The sequence below is a fragment of the Nitrosospira sp. NRS527 genome (assembly GCF_018406445.1).
Classification (GTDB): domain Bacteria; phylum Pseudomonadota; class Gammaproteobacteria; order Burkholderiales; family Nitrosomonadaceae; genus Nitrosospira; species Nitrosospira briensis.
The window spans coordinates 1,457,790-1,474,117 of sequence record NZ_AP024515.1 but is presented as its reverse complement, the minus strand read 5'-3'; the positions used below and the strand labels follow the sequence as shown (position 1 = coordinate 1,474,117).

Genomic DNA, 16,328 nt, shown 5'->3' with positions numbered 1-16,328 from the left:
GTAGAAACTCACACCTGATCCCACGAAAGCAGGATAGGAAAATAAGGGGAGAATTGCCAGTTATTCGAGAGGTCTGGGAGGTAAAAGGTTGCAGGCACGCTGCCTACAACCGAGTCTCAAAGTGAGTTAAAGGATAGAGCTACCGCCTCCCCGGCTATTTGCGAATACCCCATACCTGGACTAGACGCGCATCGCGACCACAGCTGCTGCGGTAATAGGAATAGCGGAGGGGATTTTTGATGTAATAATCTTGATGGTATTCCTCCGCCGGGTAAAACTTCGTGGCGGGTAAAATCTCGGTCACGATAGGCTGTGTAAAACGACCAGAGGCTTCGAGCTCGGCTTTGGATGCCTCGGCCTGCCGCTTTTGACCGGCATCATAATAAAAGATTGCACTGCGATATTGCGAGCCTTCATCACAGAATTGACCGTTGGGAGTGAGGGGGTCGATCGTCGGCCAGAATGCAGCCAGCAGCTTGGCGAAATTGGTCTTTTCCGGATCGAAGCGCACCTGCACTGCTTCAATGTGACCGGTTTTTCCTGAAGATACCTGCTTATAAGTTGGATTGGCCACCTTGCCGCCGATATAACCGGATGTAGTGGATATGACGCCGGGCACCTCGTCAAAATCCGCTTCCGTACACCAGAAGCAACCGCCAGCGAAAATGGCGATATCCGTAACGGAAGACGCGGTGGGCGAGTTGGCATGACTCGCTGATGGGCTGGCGGCCGAGGCGTTGATGTGTGCACCCGGCGGTTCGCATGCGGCTAACATAATCAGCATCACGCCCATCATCATAGCGTCGAACATCCGGCGGACAGGATGGGCGTGAGGCATGGCGTAAAATATAAATGGCTTGAACATAGTCCGGGGCTGGGGGTTAATCAACCTCTGAGGGCCGGCAGTTGTTCACCTTTCAGCACGAATCGGAGGGCCAGGCCATTGTTACACCAGCGCTCTCCCCTGGGAAGGGGCCCATCGTTAAATACATGGCCTTGGTGACCTCCGCAGCGCGCGCAATGGTATTCCGTGCGCGGCAGAATCATCTTGAAATCGCGCCTTGTTTCCATATGTCCTGCGATGGGCTGGGTGAAACTGGGCCATCCCGTGCCGCTTTCAAATTTATTCGCACTATCGAACATCGGCAGATAGCACGCGGCGCAAATAAAAGTGCCTTCCCGGTCTTCACGATTCAACGCGCTACTGCCCGGAGGCTCCGTATCTTCTTCAAACAATACCTTATAAGCGGCGGGCGAAACCAGGCCTCGCCAGTCTTCATGCGGTTTGTTCAGGGGTTTTACCGTTATCGCAGTTGGCGTATTTACCGCTGTTTTGCTGCTTGAGCATGCCGAAATCAACGGCAGCCCCGCCAGCGTGGCGAGACTTTGCAGTACGGCGCGTCGATTCATGGGATCCTCCTTCGGTTATTATAAACTTTGACCGTGTACGCGCAGTTATGGTTCTTCAGGGTCTGAACAAGTTCCCTTCGATGTTTTCCAAATGGAATGATTGAGAAAATCCGTTATTTTTCGATGGCGGCGAGGATGGCATCCCTGCTGCTATATCGCGGGCGCCATCCCGTAGCTTTCAGTTTTGCATTACTCAAGGTCGCATCCACCAGAGCCGACCGGATCCAGGATGGATGTATGGGCGAACCGAGATATTCCCAGCGAACGAATGTTATCAGGTGCGCCAACCATAATGGGGCGAGTATGGGCTTCGCACCGATAATTTTATAGACCTCACTGAGCCGGATGTTGCCATCTGGAACAGCGTTAAAGGCGCCAGGCATTTCAGTGCGCACTGCCTGCCCAAAAGCTTCAGCCACATCCTCTTCATGCACAAATTGCGCGCGTGGATCCCGGCCTGGGAAATTTGCTGCATTCTCGCGAAACCCCGCCACTGTCACGCGATTGCGCGGACCAATGATGTAGCTGAGGCGAAGCAAGGTCAACACGATTCCGGACGGTTCCAGAATCTCTGTCAGTATCTTCTCCGCAATCGCCTTATTATTCCAGTAATACATGGAGGAATCGCCTTTTCCGGTAGGAAATTCTTCCTTTACGTTATCTGTTCCTTGCACCAGGATGGGGTCGTACGCCGAGATACTGCTGGCATAGATAAACTTTTGAGCACGGCTTTCGATCGCCGCCCGAGCCAAATTCCGCGTGCCTCTCAAATTGATGTCATCGCGAACTGCCGCTGGCATCCTGGATGTCCACTGGACAAGGAACGCAGTGTGTACAACGACCTCATGCCCGGCCATCACGCTCGCCAGTTCCGGTGAGCGAATATCCATCTTGACGAGATTTACTTTAGCCGACAGGGGTGCTGGCGGCAATGTGTTGTTAATCAGGCCGGTTACGCGCTCGACCCCCGGCATAGCGGCCAGATGAGCAACGAGCACATTTCCGAGATAACCGCCGGCTCCGGTGACAAAGACTTTCAAGCCCATAGTGGAGGCCTTCGGACAAGAGTTCTGATGCCTGGAACAGGCTTTCGCACCTCGAGGGCTAGACGAAGGTTATATATCAATTTCCGCTTTCCAGCGAGAAATCCACCCCGCCGAAATCGCCTTTCGAAAAGTGACCGGATTGAAATTTCACAAAAATTTTATAGTAAAACAATAATTTCATCACACGGGCTGTGTTAAATGAGAACTACGCTTCTCATCCCGGAAAAGCCTGCACCCGAGCGGTCATGGACAATTTTACGCAATGTCGATTCTACAGGTCGCAAGCTTTTATTTTCAAGAGAAAAAAGTAAGGGACAGAACGGGATAGAGAAGAATAGAGAGGGAACAAACTAGCGTGGCATCGAGTTCTTATAATTATCTTAGGGGAAATATCATGCGACAAGTTCGATCCTTTTTGCCTTCACTCGCAGCAGGGATAGTGGTATCTCTGCTCTCTATCCCTGCTTGGGCTGTTTCATTCACAGCGACCGGTCTTGTGACCGACGACCAGGCGGCGAATCCCGCACAACTTACCGATCCCGGCCTCCAGAATGCATGGGGGATGTCATACGCGCCAACCGGTCCGTTCTGGGTCTCCGCAAATGGTACTGGAACATCGCCTTTATATAGCGTGAACCCTGCAACACAAGCCACTGCCAAGCAAGCGCTGACAATTTCAATCCCTGGCGGCGGCGTTACCGGGCAAGTATTCAACAGCACCGCATCATTCAATGGCAATCGCTTTTTGTTCGTCAGTGAAAACGGTAGCGTTTCCGGTTGGCGCCCGGCGCTGGGTACAACAGGATTGGTGAATGCCGACACCATCGCCCCGGCCTCAACGAATAATGTTTACAAGGGCGCAGCCATCGGCAGCGTTTCGGGACAGGATTACCTGTACGCAGCCAACTTCAGAGCCGGCACCATTGATGTCTACAAGGGCACCACCTCGGCCCCAGCGTTGACAGGTTCATTCACGGACCCGAGCCTTCCCGCGGGATATGCTCCTTTCAATGTTCAGAATCTCAATGGCTCGCTCTATGTCACCTATGCCTTGCAGGATGCAACCAAGAAGGATGATGTCGCAGGCTTGGGATTCGGTTTTGTCGACAAATATAACCTGAACGGCGACCTCGCGGGACGCGTTGCGTCGGGTGGAACATTAAACGCGCCTTGGGGGGTAGCTACCGCGCCATCTTCGTTCGGCCCGATGGCGGGCGACCTGCTGGTGGGTAATTTCGGCGACGGGCACATAAACATTTACGACCCGAATACTCATGCGTTTCTTGGACAAGTGCTCGATGCCAGCAATAAACCGCTGGCGGTCGATGGATTATGGGCACTTTCCCCTGGAAACGATACGTTGGCCGGGAGCAGCCACCTGTTGTATTTCACCGCTGGGCCCAATGACGAAGCCCACGGGTTATTTGGCGTTCTGACACCGGTTCCGGAGCCATCAACCTATGCAATGATGCTCGTTGGGCTTGGGGTATTGGGTCTGCTGATCCGACGCCGCGCTTTGATTTAGGAAGGGAAGAGAAAGATCCCGGGTTTTTATCGGCTGATCGACATAAATCGGCATGCCCCGGTCTGATTTCGCTGATTGGGATATGCCGCAAAAATGCTTGACTTTATTTCTGGGAGTTTTATCATGTAGTCGTTGGATAAGTGATCCCTCCTTTGTAAGTGGAAACTCTAAACCCGAACCCGGCCCGTCCGTCTTCGGGTTTTTTTATGACCGCTAAATTTCCCCGGATTTAAATTCTTACAATAGAAGCGCAGATCGCATGCAGGGGTTTTACACGCGACAGCATCCGGGGTGGGGAAAAATAACGCCGACAGTGCCACTGATCCGTGAAGCGGATAGGTTGGCGCGTGTGTCATCATTGATCTTCCCGAGCGTGCCAGAGGCGAAGGATATAAATCATGCTGTCGACAACTTCATAACGTACTTCGTAATCCCCCACAATTACTCGACGTACATCACGGGGTGCAAATTCGTCGAGCGGCACTCCAATCTGCGGATAAGCAAGAAGCTGCTGCACGCCTGCTACCAGTTGCTTCACCACTTTTGCCGCAACTTTAGAATTTACTGGAGCGAGTAAGGCGTGAAGGCGAGCAAGATCGCGCTCAGCACTAACCGTCCATTTAAGCGTCATGAATTAAGCCGGCTTGTCGAGGCTCGTAGCCCAAGCATCAATCGAAGCATGATCCACCAAGCGTCCGGCATCGACATCTGCCATTCCTTCCAAGGTAAGCTGGTGGCGTTTTACTTCAAGAGCAACCCAAGAGGTCAACGCTTGTTTTACGATCCAGCCCTTGGGACGATCAAGTCGAGCAGAGAGTTGATCAATTTGTTCCGCAAGTTCATTAGGAATGTGAGCGGTGACGACACGTGTATTCATATTTAATCCAATTGAAACAATCTCAATCAATACTAATCATTCAGATTGAGATTGTCCAGCCCCAACATGGATATGAAATAATATTTCGGCCACTTTAAAATACACATTAATGAATGATAACGTCCTTATCATTCATTAAGGGAATGGAAAAAAGATGACCTAGTGTAGTGAGTCATTCTGTTTGGAACTAAATGACGATTGGGCTCGGATGACTTTTTGCGGGATGTCGTTAGCCTTGGCAGTCCAGATATTATTAGTTGTTTCGTTATTTATCGCGCCTGAGCACCAGCCCTGCTATTTCCAGGGCGAGACCAAGCATGAAAAGAATGGCGCCGATCCAGATGTTTTCCGGCGCCAGGAACATCATCATGCCACCAAGTATAAGCAGCAAAACGGATAAAAATCGTTTAGTGCGACGATTTCTGGGCATGATTTGGAAACCTATCGTGGATAAGATGATATCACTATAGACCCCACTCGGAAAAATGCCATCATTCCAACGAATGCTGGAATCCAGGCGTATGCAATAAACATGCATTTCCATGGTTTCGTAAAGCAAGCCCGAAGCTTGGGTGTCATCCTCCGCTGACTGCACCTTGCCTGGCCTCCGCCTCCAGCTCCAGTTCGAAGCTCAGCGAATCATCAAGGGATAAAAGCTGCTCAATAACCTGATCAATTTGGGGAGTTATTGCCGCCGGAACGATGTTCTGCGCCAGCGATGCCTTAAGTGCTTCCTGTAAGCGTAACGGTTTTTCTGCCAGCAAACAGTGCAAATCTGTCGGCAACCCTTGGCGAAAAAGAGCGTAGGGTACCGCGGATAACAGCATATGTTGAAATGACCATTGCGCATCCAGCCGCAAATAATTGAGCTGTTTGGACGAAATGCCCGTTTTGCCGCCCAGGAAATGCAAATCCTCCTTCGTTAATTCGTGAATTAGCACGCTTTCGATCAGCGGTTGCAGCTCGGCAAGATATCGCTCGTACTCCGACGGCCCGCGAAATTTTTCCAGTTCAACCTCAAGATCGACAGTTTGTTGCGGCGAAACGTTGAATATAATACCTGACACAGCGATTTCACCCCCCTTCCCTTGGGGTTCGAACGCGCGGATGACCAGATCGGCCCGCGCTTTTTCCGGCCGCCGCAACTGGCCGGTGGTATAGGCAATCTCATAGAACCCTTGAGTATCGGCCACCGCCTGTCCAAGCAACGTCTCTGTCCGCATATCCCGGTCGAATGCCTGCACGATGACATCCGGCAAAGGGAAGCCATCCGTCTGTCGAACGGCGCCTCGGACGATACACAGTTCTCCCCCGGCTTTCGGCACCGTAACCAGAATTTCCACCGCCTGGTTTCCAGGTAGAAGGTTTTCAATAAAGGTATCGGTATCGAGCGCTTGATCATCCTGATGTACACGGAACAGAACCTCGACAGTATGTCCTGTGCCGAAAAAAGATTCATCAACCGGGATAAGCGTCATGCCTTCGGCATCTGTCGTGCCTGAGCGAATCAGTTGCTGGCCGTTAATCTGGAATACGGCGTCAACCTGTATCCTGGGCAAAGAAGCATCCGTCGCATGGTTTTTAACCGTTATTGTCAACGCATAGGTTTCAGGTTCGAAGTGGTGGACCGTAATGTCGAGGAATTCCTGAATAGCCGCTGAGGTTTTTCTACCTTCCGCAACGACATTTCCTTGCGGATCAAAGACATGAACCAGTAGATTGGGCCCTTTTCTGCTGTCTGACTGCCAGGCAAAATCGATGCGATAATTTCCATTGGTCTGAAGTGCAACCGTATTTCCGCGTGGGACAAGATTTGTTGGCGACAGCGCATCGAAAACGCGCGCGGTAAAGCCGATAGTGCTGATCGGGGTACCGTCTGGGTGGCTGACGTGGCCGCAAACTGTATGAATAGATGGCTGTGGGATGTCCGGTGCAGTAATAACGGTAGCAATGGTTTCGAGCCGTTTTCTCAGGTCCTCGGCTTGATCGGGTGGAAGATTCTCAATTGTAAAACCACGTTCCCAAAAGATTTCCGCAAAAGCGTTTTGTCTACGTCCGATGGGCATCACCAGCCCAAACAGGGTACGTAATTCACCATTGGCGATAAGCAGGCGAATGGTACTGTCTGTGGCGATATAACTCGAATACCCCAGGTTTGTTAGCGCTTTTTTTAATATCTCCAGATCGTTTTTATTCAATTTGTCCAGTAATACGCCATGCGCCAGTATATGCTGCCGCAAACTGCCGATACCTTGAATGATGCCCAGCAGTTTCGTAAGGATAGCCAGTTTCCTGTCCGGTTGGATAAACTGAATGGCAGCCCGCATATTGGATTTTTCCTGGATAAAAAATGAGTGCCTTATATAAGCATGGCTTCGCTTCGATAAGGTCGATAAGGCGGCGCTCCATGTTCGGCCGGCTGATCTTTTCAGGCTAGCCCGGACAGTTCGAAAAGAAGCTCCAGCTCATCGGGAACCTGGACCAACCTTGGGTAGTTTATCGAAGCGTAAATATGTTCAGTCATGCTACCTTATCTATAGCGGTTCAGGTAATGGCATGACTGTCGCCTCATCACAAACCAGTTGCCCGGTATAACGCAGACATATATTTATTTACGTATTATCCAAATGGGTGCGGCCGATTGACGCACCACCGTTTTAAACATAGCTGACGAGAATGAGAAATCAAGAATAAATCGCTTTCCGCTGCCCGATCCCGCGTTTCGTACCCGGCCCTTTCACTGCGTTAAAATACGTGTCTTCTCTTGAATAACCGGTTGATGAAAAAACTTCCTGCCATTTCTGTGATCGATGCTGAGCGGCGCCTCGCCAATCTGCCTAAACCGGTCTATCCGGAAGATCTGCCTGTGGTTGCGCGGCGCCACGAGATAACGCGCGCAATCCGGGAAAACCAGGTGGTAATTGTGTGCGGCGAGACCGGTTCGGGCAAGACTACGCAGTTACCCAAAATTTGCCTTGAACTCGGGCGTGGGGTTGCCGGCATGATCGGTCATACGCAGCCTCGGCGCATCGCGGCACGCACAGTGGCAGCCCGGATCGCTTCGGAACTCAATAGTCCGCTGGGGCACGCGGTAGGCTATAAGGTGCGTTTTTCCGACAAAGTGAGTTCGGAAACTTATATCAAACTCATGACCGACGGAATTCTCCTGGCGGAAACCCAAGGTGACCACTTCCTGCTGGCCTACGACACTATCATCATTGATGAGGCACATGAACGAAGCCTCAATATTGACTTTCTGCTCGGCTATCTCAAGCAGTTGCTACCCGCGCGGCCCGATCTGAAACTGATCGTCACTTCCGCCACCATCAACGCGCAACGCTTTTCAGCCCACTTCGATGATGCGCCAGTGGTTGAAGTATCGGGCAGAGTGTATCCGGTGGAAGTGCGCTACCGGCCCATCCGATCGCGCGATTCCATTGATCCTGAATATCAGGCGAAAAACCGAAGTAAGGATGAAGCCCAGAATGAGGATAAGGAAGAAGACGATATTGAACAATCCATCCTTGATGCAATGGATGAGATCACCGGCTCCGCCGGTTCCAGTACTGGTGACGTGTTGATATTCCTCCCCGGCGAGCGGGAAATCCGCGAGACTGCCGAGGCACTGCGCAAGCATGGCATGAGCAGGCCCGGCCCCCGTGGCGCCGCCATATCCGGTATGGAAATTCTGCCTTTGTTCGCGCGATTGTCCTATGCCGAGCAGGAGCGGGTGTTCAAACCCGGTGGCAGCAATTTGAGACGTGTCGTGCTGGCTACCAACGTAGCGGAAACTTCGCTCACCGTTCCCGGTATTCGCTATGTGATCGATACAGGATTTGCGCGGCTCAATCGCTATAGTTATCGCAACAAAGTGGAGCAATTACAGGTCGAGAAAATTTCACGTGCTTCCGCCAATCAGCGAGCGGGGCGCTGTGGCCGCGTGATGAGCGGCGTCTGCATCCGTCTTTATTCGGAAGAGGATTACCTTGCGCGTCCGGAATTTACCGATCCGGAAATCCTGCGCTCATCGCTGGCAGCCGTGATTTTGCGCATGAAGTCTCTCAAAATTGGAGAAGTACAGAATTTTCCGTTCCTCGATCCGCCCCTGCCCCGAATGATCGCGGATGGCTACCAATTACTGGCGGAACTCGGTGCTGTTGACGACAGCAATTCGCTGACCGGCATAGGCTGGCAATTGGCCAAGTTTCCTATCGATCCTAAGATTGCACGTATGATCCTGGCTGGGAAAGAAGAGAACTGCCTGAGTGAAGTGCTGATCATCGCGTCCGGCTTGAGCATGCAAGATCCGCGCGACCGGCCGTTCGAGCGGCAAGAGGCCGCCGACAGGGCGCATCAGCGCTTTCAGGATGAGCGATCCGACTTCATCGGCTACCTGAAGCTGTGGGATTTCTTCGATGAATTGTTGAAACATAAAAAATCCAATCGAAAACTGATGGAGCAGTGCCAGGAAAATTTTATATCCCACCGCAGAATGCGGGAGTGGCGTGAAATCCATGGTCAGCTACATACCTTGGTGGCCGAATTCGGGCTGAGACCAAACGAGATTCCCGCGAGTTATGACGAAATCCATCGCGCACTTCTGGCGGGGTTGCTCGGCAATATCGGCTTCAAGGCCGACGAGGATGGCGAGTATCTGGGAGCGCGTGGAATCAAGTTTTCTATTTTTCCGGGTTCGGTGCTCAAAAAAGCCAAACCTAAATGGATCATGGCTGCCGAACTGACCGAAACCAAAAAACTCTACGCACGTAGCGTCGCCAGGATCGACCCCCTTTGGGTGGAAAAAATCGCAGGCGGGTTGTGCAAGAAGCACTATTTCGACCCCCATTGGGAGAAGACACCCGCACAGGTGTCAGCATTCGAGCGCATAACACTGTACGGTTTGACGATCATGCCGAAGCGGCGGATTTATTACGGCGCCATCAATCCGAAGGAAGCGCGCGAAATTTTTATACGCTCGGCACTGGTGGCGGGTGAATACGTGACCCAGGCACCGTTTTACCAGCATAACCGCAAACTCATCGCCGATGTCGCAGCGCTGGAGCACAAGACACGCCGCCCGGATGTGCTCGTGGATGAAGCGGAAATCGTTGCGTTTTACGACGACCTCATCCCTGGCGGGATATGCAATGGCGCAACGTTTGAAAAATGGCGCAGGCAGGCTGAGCGCGAAAACCCGCGCCTGCTCTATCTCACCAGGGAATACCTGATGCGTCATGAGGCGGGTAACGTTACGGAAGCGCGTTTTCCCGATAGCACGGTCGTGGATAGTGTACGGCTGCCGTTTGCCTATCGCTTCGAGCCGGGGCATCTATTGGATGGCGTCACCATTACCGTGCCGTTACCGCTGCTTAACAAGCTTCAGGCGGCCCGGTTCGACAGCCTCGTCCCGGGGCTGATCCGCGAAAAAATAACCTGGTATTTGAAAGCCCTTCCCAAACAGATACGCCGTCACCTGGTACCGATACCGGATTTCGTGACGCAGTTTCTGGAACGCCATGAGTCAACGGTTACAGCTTCCCCCCTTGTGCCTTTACCTACGCCTCTGACTGAAGCATTGGCGGATTTTATCTCGTTCAAGACAGGAATCACCGTTCCGCGGGATAGGTGGCACGACGAAAAGCCCCCGCTGCATCTGCTGATGAATTATAACGTTGTAGACGATGCAGGGCGCGAACTGGCGATGAGTCGTGATCTCGCGCAACTCAAGGCACAGCTTGGCCAAGCCGCGCAACTGACATTCGCCCAGCTCGATTCGGGCGAGCGCAGCCCCATCGAGCGTGACGATGTGAAACGCTGGGATTTTGGTGACCTGCCCGAAGAAATCACTTTTATCCGGAATGGGAAGAAACTGACCGGCTATCCGGCGCTGGTCACGCAAGAGGAAAAAGTAGCCATCCATTTGTTCGATACGCGCCATGCGGCACAAGCAAATATGCGCGGAGGAATGCGGCAGTTGCTGCGCTTCGAACTCAAGGAGCAAATGAAGCGATTGGAAAAAGATTTATCAGGACAAAATCGATACCAGAACCAGGCTGTATTGCAATTGCAAACCCTTATCAGCCCCCAACTACTCAGGGAAGACATGCTAGACGCTATCGCCGACCGCGCTTTCATCGGCGACGATGCGCTGCCGCGTAGCGAAAAAGAGTTTATTGCCCAGCGGCAACGGGCGAGAGCACGACTACCTGCCGTGACTGAAGCTGTTATCCGGACAGTACAAAGTATCGCGGGTGAATGCCAGGCATTGTCGAGCAGTCTTTCCACAGCGGGATCGGCTACTCCTAAGCTTAAGGACAAGCTTTCCATTCAACTGCGCAGCCTCGTTTATCCCGGGTTTTTAAATGCCACCCCATGGGAGCAGTTGGCACATTTACCGCGTTATTTGAAAGGCATGGTTTTGCGGTTGGACAAATACGCGGCCAACCCGGAGCGTGACGCACGCCACGGCGCGGTTATTGCCGGGCTATGGAACCAGTATGAGCAGCGTATTGAAAAGCAACTCAAGGCCGGAATCCACGATCCGGCCCTGGCCGGATTCCGCTGGCAAATCGAGGAGCTACGCATCTCGCTATTTGCGCAGGAGTTGAAAACGCCCTACCCCGTTTCCGCTAAACGGCTACAGAAACTGTGGGAAGAAATAAGCGCTTGAATCGGCGCGGTACCTTGACAGTATTCAGCTAAGCGGCAGATGGAAATTCACTTCCGAACTCCGTCAAATGCTGTTCTATGCGATAGTTTGCCGCCAATCGCACTTCCATGCCTGGATCGACTTGCATGATATCCACGCCCGCATTGGCGGTTTCTACGCACACAAAGCGTTCGTAATCGTCATCTTTCAAGTCGCCCATTTCCGCGGAAATTTTTGCCCAAGGGTTCCACACTACCGCCGTTTTGCTCCCTGTGGATGTAATTCGTATCCGGCGGCCGAGGCCTGCGTCATCAATCAGCACCTCACAATGTATGCCCTGATAGATACGGTCGACTTCCGTATCGATTATTATCGAACCTGCCTGGAACTTTTGAAGGCCATTATCCACTTTATCGATATACTTGATCCCCTCCAGGCCCGATATCGCTACCTGATCGATATGCCCTACTTTGAAATAAGTATGCAACGCCTGAGTTATGTGAAATGTATGGGCTGTCGGGTTGTGCGTAATCAATTCCAAGTTCAGCGATTCCCCAACAGTAATTTCCAGCGAAAGTTTGAATGAATGCGGCCATATCGCCTGTGTTTCGGGTGTATCTGTCAGACCCAGGGTAATCTTGCACTCCCCATTCGTGGTGACTTCAGTTTCCATCACACTCCAGAGCCGGTTTCGCACAAAACCATGGGCTGGGCGCCCCAATTGCTCGGGGTCCGGCCCGAACCAGGGCCAGCAGATCGGCGCTCCGCCCTTGATGCTCTTACCCGCCTGATAATATGCAGCGTCGCTGAGAAACATCAGGTTATACGGCTCATTGGCAGGCTGAAAGGACAAGACCTGGCCGCCATAGATAGAGATCAGAGCGCTTGCCTTGACGTTATCAATCTTGATGAAAGGGAATCCTCCCACACCTTCGATGAATTTGACCTGGTCGGCAATTCCGTATTCGGCATTCAGTTGTTCTATATTCATTGTTTTATTCCATTCGGGTTTTATCTGGGTTCGACTAGATAGAAACAACCTGATAATAACATTCCAACGATTTGTTTGGAAGGCTTTTTCTTGATATCATCACTTATTCTAATATCATTAAAACCTATGAGGAGATTATCGGAGCAAGATCAGTCTGGGGACGGCGTCGGCGCCAGCCCATACTATAGCGTTCTGGCCAAACTCTTTCCCAAGCGCACACGATGCCTCAAGATCCAGCCCAAGCGCAATAAAGCTTTTCTCCGCTGGCCACTTCCCGGAGGGATCGAAGCCTTCACCCTCGATAATCCGGCCGGGCCCGACCAGGCTGCGCAGTTTGCCGAAAAGATGCGCACAAGCCTCCCGATTTGTCTCAGGACTCTGAATTTGGCCGAATGGATTGCAAGCAGTGATGAACGCAGTACATCGATGACCCGAAGCAGAGAAAAGCTGCGATAGCGGCTCGGAATACTGATCTACGCGCAAGATAATCGCACCGGGGCCTGTCCGGTGGTCAACCTGCTGGTCAACCCGATAGTGAGCTGAGCGGTAAGCGGCGACGAGGTCGCCGGTAATTTTAGACTGTGGCAAATAAAAATCCCGGTATTACCCTTGCAGCAACTCCCAACCTTGTTCCTGGTTCTCCGGTTTATAAGAAAAAGCGCTTCAGACGTGTATATCCAGCGGAAATGCCGGTTAACCAAGATACCGTATTACTTTGCAAGGGTTCCCGGCAGCAAAAACGTTCGGCGGGATATTTTTGGTTACGACGCTGCCCGATCCAATGGTTGTGCCTCGGCCAATCGTCAAACCAGGATTGATAATCGCACCGCCGCCAATCCAGACGCTATCTCCCAGTACAATGGGTTTAGCCGCTTCCAGCCCGGTATTACGCTCTTCCGCCACCAGCGGATGCGTTGCGGTATAGATCTGAACACCGGGACCCAGAAACACGTTATCGCCTATGGTGACTTCTGCGCAATCGAGCACCACACAGTTAAAATTGGCATAAAAGTTATCGCCGATGTGGATGTTATAGCCGTAATCGCAAAAAAAAGGCGGCTCAATCACCGCACGCTGGCCTAGCGTACTGAGTAGCTCCCTCAGAATGATCGATCGCTTATCAAGCTCGTCCGGCGAGGTATCATTGAATGTCTTCAGCAATTTTTGGCGTGCCTTCTTTCCCTGCACAGCAACTCATCGCTGGACCGGTACAACTGTCCGGTGAGCATTTTGTGTTTTTCCGACTGATGGGTCATAAATTACCCCCGTGGAACGAGAAATCGGCAAGTAAAACGGATATGATTTTTTACCGAAGTTTTATAACGTGCGCGCTCAAAGACCCTGCCACAGACTGCCCTCTTCCACGCAATCCATAGCGAGCTTGATCTTGCGTCAACTACTAATTGTGAGAGGTCGCATTTGAGTGCTGGCTCAAAAATTCTTGCGCATCACTCGCGGGATCGTGCTTGGAGCCCCAGCGCAACAACTCCAGGATTGCTGGCGACAGATCATGGCCTTTCTCGGTGAGTGTATAAATCACTCTACGCGCATTGCCGGGATCGCGCTGGCGCAAAACGATATTGGACTCTTCCAGTTTTCTTAGCCGGTCGGAAAGTATGTTGGAAGCGATCTTCTCCGGCGATGTCAAAAAATCCCCAAAATACTGCTTGCGCATAAACATGATGTCGCGAATGACAAGCAGGGTCCACTTGTCGCCCAAGATATCGAGCGCACAACTGACCGGACAGGAAGAGCGTTTGATCTGATCTTGTTTAACCATGACAACCTCAGCGTATTATTTTAGTTGCACTATGCAATTAATCAATTATACTTTCCTTGCGCAACTCATATACAGGATAAAATAAACTTGGCGGCGGGGCGAATTTTCGCAGATGTAGAGCGTCTTAAAATTATCCTGCCAAGCCGGCAAGGCAGCTAATGCTGCTGTAAAGGATTCAAAGCGCATTTTACTTTATCCGGGCTTTTCCGGAAAAATCATTATGGCTGGTGCGAGTGAGATTTCTTCCACCAGACAATGGCTTGGCCTCTGCTAAATCGTAACTCATAGAAGGGTTCATTGCAGGGGCGAGCGTCATAAACAGAGAGGAGTAATTCAATGATGATCAAGGAAGTGATACGGGTCGGCGTATCGACTCTTGCGCTCGCCGCAGCGCTCTACAGCGGTGTGGTGGCTGCGCATGGAAGAGTCTCCATGGAAGAAGACACGTGCATGCGCCGGCTTGGCGACAACAGCATGGTGCATCTAAGCGCCTACCAGCCTCAGTACGAGCCCAGCGATCAGTACTGCACCGAAATCCCGAAGGGGGGCGACACTTTTCTGGTGGTGGACCTCGTGGATCCCGCGCTCCGTGACATACCGATTGGTGTGCGCATCGTCAAAGGTAGCCACGAGACAGAAGATGAAACAGTGACCTATTTGCATCCGACCTACCACCCTGACGGTGTGATCAAGGGAGAGACCAGTCTGGATAAGGGTGAATATACGGTATTCATTACGGGGGAGGCGGTACCTCCTGTGCGTTATCAATATCCGTTGCGCGTAGAGCTGGTTAATTATGCGAAAACTTTTCGTGCCGCGATAGGGCCACTGATCGTGGTGCTTCTATTGAGCTTGCTCGGGTATAAAGTCATGCACTCGAAGCGGATGAAGCAGTGGCGTGCGTCCCGCCGCCCCTAGGCTATTTCGGCGGCAAAGCAGGAATGGAAAAGAAAATTGTTTCCTGTTACATGACATGAGATATGACTCAGCCAAAGAAGCTGGCAAACAAGGAAGCTGACAAAAGCGAGGCAGAAGCTTACATCACGGATTCTGCGTTATCGTAGAGCTTTACTGGAAAGTGCGCCAGGATATGCTAAGGTGATGATAAAGCACAAGCTACGATGACACGGGTAGGTGTCGATGCGCTGGCGAAGTCCTTCATGGGGGAGGCATCAAGCTCCGTCGCCAGCTTCGATAGGCTAGCGATGATCTGCTTCGGCAGGCATCGCTAGCCATTCTGTTATGGGGCGTTATTGATCATGAGCCTTGTAACTCATTCAGACTTGCATCCGATCGCCGTCTGGCTTGCGTCCAATAGCAAAATACCTGTAACAATCCAGCCTGATCCTGCCGGTTTTTATTGAGTTCCCTGCTTGTTATCCGCAGCGGCATGATTGCATCTGGACCGGCGGGCATTTGGCAGTCCCAAAAGAACAAAAGACACAGCAATCGCCAGGGATGGGACGCAGCAGGGATCGGCAGCCGTCACATTCATAATAGAACTGGCAGGCGTCCGTCGGCATTATCTCGCGTTTGACGTACCCGCAGCAGGGGCACGTCAGTATCGACTCCAGAATTGGCATTTCAATCATCAGTACGGGATCCAGGACTGTTCCTGTTTCATTCATGAGCCAGGCCGATGATAGGCAAAGCCTATTGCCGGCATCATCGCGCCTCCTCTGCCATCTCGCGATGAACTTTCGCCATGCTCATGTTTGCCTCTGCGGCTTCTTCATACAAGCGCACCAAAGCCTCGGTATGCTCTTTCAGATCTTCAGTTTGCCTACCATAGTAGTACCCATGCTCCCGGTATTCCGCGAGACCATTTTTCTGTTCTTGTGCTCGCGCACGCATGGCTTCCGCTGCGGCTTCGTAGTGTTTAGCCAGCGCGTTATGGTCTGCTTTGGTCCTGGCGCTGCGGACAGCGCTGCTCATATCCATCGGATGAGGATCGATATGCGCGCAGGCCGACAGTGCGAGAGCAACCAGAACGGCAAAAAATATGCGTGATCTCATGATGGTCTCCATGCTGGTTATCAAATTCTATTTC

At 51.9% G+C, this 16,328-nt stretch carries 16 protein-coding genes; 3 read left to right on the top strand and 13 right to left on the bottom strand.

What is annotated here, in order from left to right; all coding sequences use genetic code 11:
- Window positions 1-154 precede the first annotated feature (154 nt).
- The 3 genes from msrA to KJS40_RS06540 all read right to left on the bottom strand — a co-directional run bounded on the left by msrA (window position 155) and on the right by KJS40_RS06540 (window position 2,456).
- Window positions 155-865, bottom strand: a complete 711-nt coding sequence (msrA, locus tag KJS40_RS06550) for a peptide-methionine (S)-S-oxide reductase MsrA (protein WP_244859735.1) — start codon at window positions 863-865, stop codon at window positions 155-157.
- A 20-nt stretch (window positions 866-885) separates the two neighbouring features.
- Window positions 886-1,410 (bottom strand): peptide-methionine (R)-S-oxide reductase MsrB, encoded by a 525-nt coding sequence (msrB, locus tag KJS40_RS06545; RefSeq protein ID WP_025039653.1) that lies wholly within the window; start codon window positions 1,408-1,410, stop codon window positions 886-888.
- Between the two features lie 113 nt (window positions 1,411-1,523).
- Window positions 1,524-2,456: an NAD-dependent epimerase/dehydratase family protein gene (locus KJS40_RS06540; protein ID WP_213539533.1), complete on the bottom strand. Its 933-nt coding sequence runs from the start codon at window positions 2,454-2,456 to the stop codon at window positions 1,524-1,526.
- A 394-nt stretch (window positions 2,457-2,850) separates the two neighbouring features.
- On the opposite strand from KJS40_RS06540, the gene KJS40_RS06535 reads away from it, so the two are divergent.
- Window positions 2,851-3,981, top strand: a complete 1,131-nt coding sequence (locus KJS40_RS06535; protein WP_213539532.1) for a TIGR03118 family protein — start codon at window positions 2,851-2,853, stop codon at window positions 3,979-3,981.
- A 355-nt stretch (window positions 3,982-4,336) separates the two neighbouring features.
- Here the strand turns inward: KJS40_RS06535 and KJS40_RS06530 are convergent, their stop codons facing one another.
- The 4 genes from KJS40_RS06530 to KJS40_RS06515 form a co-directional block, all read right to left on the bottom strand.
- Entirely contained in the window at window positions 4,337-4,612 is a 276-nt protein-coding gene (locus KJS40_RS06530; protein WP_213539531.1) for a type II toxin-antitoxin system RelE/ParE family toxin, read from the bottom strand.
- Window positions 4,613-4,615: 3 nt separating this feature from the next.
- Window positions 4,616-4,888: a ribbon-helix-helix domain-containing protein gene (locus KJS40_RS06525; RefSeq protein ID WP_244859734.1), complete on the bottom strand. Its 273-nt coding sequence runs from the start codon at window positions 4,886-4,888 to the stop codon at window positions 4,616-4,618.
- Between the two features lie 235 nt (window positions 4,889-5,123).
- Window positions 5,124-5,288: a hypothetical protein gene (locus KJS40_RS06520; protein WP_213539530.1), complete on the bottom strand. Its 165-nt coding sequence runs from the start codon at window positions 5,286-5,288 to the stop codon at window positions 5,124-5,126.
- A 145-nt stretch (window positions 5,289-5,433) separates the two neighbouring features.
- Window positions 5,434-7,185 carry a hypothetical protein gene (locus tag KJS40_RS06515; protein WP_213539529.1) on the bottom strand — a complete coding sequence of 584 codons (1,752 nt, stop codon included), beginning with the start codon at window positions 7,183-7,185 and terminating at the stop codon, window positions 5,434-5,436.
- A gap of 452 nt (window positions 7,186-7,637) precedes the next feature.
- On the opposite strand from KJS40_RS06515, the gene hrpA reads away from it, so the two are divergent.
- Window positions 7,638-11,528 (top strand): ATP-dependent RNA helicase HrpA, encoded by a 3,891-nt coding sequence (hrpA, locus tag KJS40_RS06510; RefSeq protein WP_213539528.1) that lies wholly within the window; start codon window positions 7,638-7,640, stop codon window positions 11,526-11,528.
- Window positions 11,529-11,556: 28 nt separating this feature from the next.
- Here hrpA and KJS40_RS06505 read toward each other — a convergent pair whose 3' ends face one another.
- The 4 genes from KJS40_RS06505 to KJS40_RS06490 form a co-directional block, all read right to left on the bottom strand.
- The gene (locus tag KJS40_RS06505) at window positions 11,557-12,498 is read right to left on the bottom strand and encodes a D-hexose-6-phosphate mutarotase (protein ID WP_213539527.1); all 942 of its coding nucleotides are present in this window, start codon (window positions 12,496-12,498) and stop codon (window positions 11,557-11,559) included.
- A 135-nt stretch (window positions 12,499-12,633) separates the two neighbouring features.
- Complete coding sequence (locus KJS40_RS06500) at window positions 12,634-13,086, bottom strand: DUF3293 domain-containing protein (protein WP_213539526.1); 453 nt, start codon at window positions 13,084-13,086, stop codon at window positions 12,634-12,636.
- A 105-nt stretch (window positions 13,087-13,191) separates the two neighbouring features.
- Window positions 13,192-13,686 (bottom strand): sugar O-acetyltransferase, encoded by a 495-nt coding sequence (locus tag KJS40_RS06495; protein WP_280520252.1) that lies wholly within the window; start codon window positions 13,684-13,686, stop codon window positions 13,192-13,194.
- 211 nt (window positions 13,687-13,897) lie between these two features.
- Window positions 13,898-14,278, bottom strand: coding sequence for a helix-turn-helix domain-containing protein (locus KJS40_RS06490; protein ID WP_025039642.1), 381 nt, complete (start codon window positions 14,276-14,278; stop codon window positions 13,898-13,900).
- Between the two features lie 336 nt (window positions 14,279-14,614).
- On the opposite strand from KJS40_RS06490, the gene KJS40_RS06485 reads away from it, so the two are divergent.
- On the top strand, window positions 14,615-15,196 hold the full coding sequence (locus tag KJS40_RS06485; protein WP_348529550.1) for a hypothetical protein: 582 nt from the start codon (window positions 14,615-14,617) through the stop codon (window positions 15,194-15,196).
- A 458-nt stretch (window positions 15,197-15,654) separates the two neighbouring features.
- Here KJS40_RS06485 and KJS40_RS15240 read toward each other — a convergent pair whose 3' ends face one another.
- Both KJS40_RS15240 and KJS40_RS06480 read right to left on the bottom strand, forming a co-directional pair.
- A complete protein-coding gene (locus KJS40_RS15240) occupies window positions 15,655-15,867 on the bottom strand; it encodes a GDCCVxC domain-containing (seleno)protein (protein WP_244859771.1) in 213 nt (70 codons plus the stop codon).
- A gap of 76 nt (window positions 15,868-15,943) precedes the next feature.
- A complete protein-coding gene (locus KJS40_RS06480; protein ID WP_213539525.1) occupies window positions 15,944-16,294 on the bottom strand; it encodes a hypothetical protein in 351 nt (116 codons plus the stop codon).
- Window positions 16,295-16,328 lie beyond the last annotated feature (34 nt).